Origin of the sequence: Protofrankia sp. Cr2 (assembly GCF_963555885.1) — a bacterium.
GTDB lineage: Bacteria > Actinomycetota > Actinomycetes > Frankiales > Frankiaceae > Protofrankia.
In genome coordinates this window covers 1,299-3,614 of record NZ_CAUVXG010000067.1, presented here as the reverse complement: position 1 = coordinate 3,614, position 2,316 = coordinate 1,299, and the positions used below count along the sequence as shown (strand labels likewise).

Here is a 2,316-nt window from a genome sequence, read left to right as displayed (position 1 = left end):
TACTTGACTTTGCCAGGTACTAGGCAGAACCTAGAAGTGTGACGTTCACCCACGACCCGCAACTACTCAAGGGAGTCCTGTCCCTGCTACTGCTGCATCTGCTGGCCGAGCGGGAGTCCTACGGGTACGAGGTGGTGCAACGGCTGCAAGGGGTCGGCCTCACCGACGTGCTGGAAGGCACCGTCTACCCGGCGCTGGCCCGGCTGGAACGCGAGGGGCGGGTGGCCGCCCGGCTGGTGTCGTCGTCCAGTGGTCCTGCCCGCAAGTACTACCGGCCGACACCAGCCGGCTACGAGGCCCTGGCGAGCGGGACGGCGACCTGGACCCGGCACACGGCGATCGTCAATGCCGTCCTCACCCGCCCCCTACCCTCCGCGTTGTCGACACCGAAATGAGGACACGACATGGCGCACTCCGTCACGTGGTTCGACCGGCTGCGTATCGAACGTTTTGTGTGGACGCTGGACCAGCAGATCTACGACCTGCCACGGTCGTCGCGGATAGCCACTCGGCGCGAGGTACGCACCAACCTCCTCGCAGCAGCCCGGGACGTCGGCACCACCGCGGCACTGCGACGGCTGGGCGGCAGCCGTCGCCTGGCCGAGGAATATCTGACCGCCCAGCTCGGTGAGGGCCCCCGCCACTCCTGGATCGCCGCCGGCTACTTCTGCACACTCGTTCCACTGGTGATCAATTTTTTCTTCGGTGAAGCCGCCTCTGCGTACCAGCAGGCCGTCACGGCGACCGATCCGCACGCGACCGGGACGTTCACGTGGGGTGGCGTCAGCTATCTGCAAAGCGCGGTCACGTACACCTTTGCCGAGGGTCATGGTAGTCAGGTCGGTGGTGCCTGGACTCCGATCGCCTACGTCCTGTGGCTGGTGGGGACGGTGGTGGCGGGCAGACTGTGGCGGCTCCTGCCGTGGATGGCACGTCGTCTCAGGCCGACAGCCACCTCCTGATCACACTCCACGCCACGCACGATCCCGGCAGGGAATGGACCACGACGGTGGTTCTGTGGTCGCCTGGTCGCCGATTGTACGAGAATGCACGCCCGTGTTGATAAGGCGGTACGGCTTGCCCTAAGGTGCGGAGGCACCAGAACGCTGGTGGGTCCGGCGGCCCGGCCGCCGTCTTGAACACGGGGGTAGAAAATGTCGGTAACGGTGATTGTCAAGTTTGTGGTGGATCCGACGATGTTCGGAGAAGCGCACCGCGAACGGGCGGCAGAATTCGCGTCGGTATCCGGCGACGGCAAGGCACAGGGGTGTCTGCACCACCGGTTTGTGGCCGGCGAGGACCACGTGCTGGCGGTCGACGAATGGGAAAGCGCGGAGGCGTTCCAGAATTTCTTCGCGAACCAGACCGAGATCCCCGGACTCATGCAGGCCGCTGGAGTATCCGCGCCGCCTGAGGTCAGCGTATACCAGAGCCTGAACTCCGCGGATTCGTTCTAGGGACGACCGATCGCGGCTCAACCGGGCCCGGTTCTGCGCGGTGGCGTAAGACAGCCCGTCTCTATTGGGGCCGCCGCTGCGGTGCGGTCGGCCGGGGCCGGGCTTGCGGCTGCAGGTGGGCCTGGGCTGGTGAGGCTGGTGAGCATGTCGAGTGCCGCGCGAGACGGTGAGCCGGGCGGGGCGCTGTAGACGGTGAGGGTCAGCTCGCCGTTGTCGGCGAGGCGGAAGTTTTCGTATGTGACAGTCACCTCGCCGACGAGCGGATGCTGGTAGGCCTTCGTGCCGTGGGTGCGTTCAGCTACCTGATGGTCGGCCCACCAGCGCCGGAACTCGGGGCTGTGCACCGACAGTTCACCGACCAGGGACGCGAGCTCCGGGTCGTGTGGGTACTGCCCGGCGCGTAGGCGCAGCACGTTGACCGATACGCGGGCGACCTTCTCCCATTCCCGGTAGAGCGACCGCGCCGTCTCGTCAAGAAACATGAACCGGCACATGTTCCGCTGGACGGCCGGGATCGCGTCGAAGTCAGTGATGAGGGCGGCGGCGAGCCGATTCCAGGCGAGGACGTCGGAGCGCCGGCCGGTGATGAACGCGGGTGTGCCCGACATCTGCTCAAGCATCACCCGTAGCGTCGGGCGGACCCGTTGTGGCGCCACCGGTCGCGGGCGGGTCCGCGCCGGGCGGGCGAGGTGGAACAGGTGATCCCGTTCGGCGTCGTCGAGTTGCAACGCCTGGGCCAGCGCATCGAGCACCGTCTCTCCGGGGTTCGCGACGCGACCCTGCTCGAGGCGGACGTAGTAGTCCACGCTGATGCCGGCGAGCAGAGCGAGTTCCTCGCGACGCAGTCCGGGAACGCGAC

4 protein-coding genes are annotated in these 2,316 nt (G+C 66.8%); 3 read left to right on the top strand and 1 reads right to left on the bottom strand.

Annotated features, from left to right (window positions below):
• Positions 1 to 38: 38 nt before the first annotated feature.
• The 3 genes from U9978_RS21130 (at position 39) to U9978_RS21120 (ending at position 1,457) form a co-directional block, all read left to right on the top strand.
• Complete coding sequence (locus U9978_RS21130) at positions 39 to 395, top strand: PadR family transcriptional regulator (RefSeq protein ID WP_322762884.1); 357 nt, start codon at positions 39 to 41, stop codon at positions 393 to 395.
• A gap of 9 nt (positions 396 to 404) precedes the next feature.
• Entirely contained in the window at positions 405 to 962 is a 558-nt protein-coding gene (locus U9978_RS21125; protein WP_322762883.1) for a hypothetical protein, read from the top strand.
• Positions 963 to 1,166: 204 nt separating this feature from the next.
• On the top strand, positions 1,167 to 1,457 hold the full coding sequence (locus tag U9978_RS21120) for a hypothetical protein (RefSeq protein WP_322762882.1): 291 nt from the start codon (positions 1,167 to 1,169) through the stop codon (positions 1,455 to 1,457).
• Positions 1,458 to 1,474: 17 nt separating this feature from the next.
• Here the strand turns inward: U9978_RS21120 and U9978_RS21115 are convergent.
• Positions 1,475 to 2,316: helix-turn-helix transcriptional regulator (locus U9978_RS21115; RefSeq protein ID WP_322762881.1), on the bottom strand; the 842-nt coding region annotated here is incomplete at its 5' end.